The organism is Streptococcus mitis (assembly GCF_001579035.1).
Taxonomy (GTDB): domain Bacteria; phylum Bacillota; class Bacilli; order Lactobacillales; family Streptococcaceae; genus Streptococcus; species Streptococcus mitis_J.
In genome coordinates, this window is sequence record NZ_KQ970294.1 from 24213 (window position 1) to 26403 (window position 2191).

The following is a 2191-nucleotide window of genomic DNA, read 5'->3' on the forward strand; positions in this document are numbered from 1 at the left end:
AAGCTGGCAAGAAGGGCAAGCTATCCCTACTATTCCTGTTTCAATGACAAATGGTAGTAAGATTACAAGTCTATCAGTTGAGTCTGATGGGGGACATCTTTACCTAAGTCCTAATGCTGACAATACAGGACTAACAGGTTATGCTTTAAAACGGACAGATGCACCACAAACAGCGATTGTAACAGCTACTTATACCAATAATGAAGGTCAAAGCCGTCAGATTAAGACAAGCTTTACCTATACAGTTACCCCTCCACCAGTTTCTGATTTAACTTTATCTGTAACGAATGATAAGCAAACAGTTTCAGAAGGAACTAAATTCGCAGATATGGTTGCAACTGCAACTGAAGGGGCTACAGTCACAGTAGGAACACTGCCAGATGGTGTTATGTATGATAGCAATAGCAAAACATTATCAGGTACAGGATTATATGAAGGACATTATGTGATTCCGGTTACTGCTACAAAAGATGGGGCTTCCATTACTAAAGTAGTTGATTTGACAGTAACGCCAGGAAACTTTAATGTTCCAACAGCTAGTTACACATTTACAGCAGGTAATGAGATAGCTCCGATTACACTTAAAATCCCTGCCAATGCAACTGTAAGTTCAGTTAGAGGTACTTTACCTAGAGGTTTAAGCTGGTCTACGGACAGAAGAACAATCACAGGTACTCCGACTCAAGTAGGGACTTTCAGCGTGTATGGCAGTGTTAATAGAAGAACTGCTTCGGGTAGTGTTCAGTCAGCAACTGCAACTATTAATATCACAGTAAACAGTGTACCATTAAACTTTTCTATTCCTGATAATACAAAGACAGTAAAAGTTTTAGATGAACTTCCTTCGATTAAGTTGAAAGCAGATGGAGCTAATTTAGCGATAACTTCAGGCTCACTACCTCCAGGTGTGAACTATGATGCTACGACTAAAACAGTTTCAGGTACTCCTACAAAAGTAGGAACTTATACAGCGACATTTACAGCGACAAGTCCAACTATTAGTGGAAATTCAACAGCAAGTGCAACATTAACGATTAATGTAACATCACGTGATTTAAGTGTTGGAGTTGAGAATAAGGAACAAGAGAAGACTGTTCTAACTGCTATTGACAATGTAGTTTTAACTCCTTCTGATAGCAAAGCTAGATTAGATGTAGATACAAGTCAATTACCTCCAGGAGTTACTTATGACTCTGCAAGTAGAACTATTTCAGGTACACCAACAAAAGTAGGAGAATACTTAATTCCATATAGAGCTACTTTCCCAGAAATGGCAGAATCTCCAGTAGAGGGGGGACATATTAAAATTAATGTTCGCCCACTTCCAGTAAGTATCAATGTTACAGAAAAAGAACAAACGATTCGTCTGGGTGAAACGATTAAAAATATGGTGGTTTCTCACAGTGAACATTCAGATTTAGGTGCTCGTTATTTAAGTGTGGATTTACCAGAAACAGACTTAGATTCTTATCTTGAATCAACTGCTGGTCTGCATTATGACAGTGCAAATCGTACAATTAGCGGAACTCCAACCAAGCCAGGTGTCTATAAAGTTCGTTTAAAAGCAACATTAGATTCTGAAACATTAGGTAAAGGTAGTGCGGAAGAGATTATCACTGTAACGGTAGTAGATGACTCAGTATCGGATCCATTATCATTAGATATCAAAAATGCTCGTCAAATGATTGCGCTAGGAAAATCTATTCGTTCAATTACTTTCACAGTACCAGATGGAGCTACGCTTAATGTGGATACAACGAAATTACCTGGTGGAGTAAGTTATGATGAGTCTACTAAGACTATTTCAGGGACACCAACAGTAGCTGGATCATTTGATATCCCGGTAACAGTGACAAAGGCAGGTAAATCAATAACAAAAGACATTACAATTGATGTTGTAGACTTAACGCCACCAACGCCGATAGTTACAATGAAGGACAACAATGACGGAACTCATACCCTTACGATTTCACAACCGGGTAGTAAACCTGTTGAAACAATTATCAAGAATGGTAAAGACGGCGAAACACCAAAAGTCAAAGTAGATCGTAATGAAGAGAGAAAAGAAGCGACATTTACGTTCTATAGCGATAAGAATACGAATAATCAGTTTGACGAAGGAACAGACACGGTTCTAGGAACTGCTGTTATTAAAGATGGTCAAGATGGAGCAGCTGGAGCAAACGGACGC

Annotated in this window: 1 protein-coding gene; it reads left to right on the top strand. The window is 38.9% G+C overall.

The window, feature by feature from the left end; genetic code table 11:
- Window positions 1–2191 (top strand): putative Ig domain-containing protein (locus tag SMIDD26_RS10595; RefSeq protein WP_167747527.1); only part of this gene is annotated, 2191 nt, incomplete at both ends.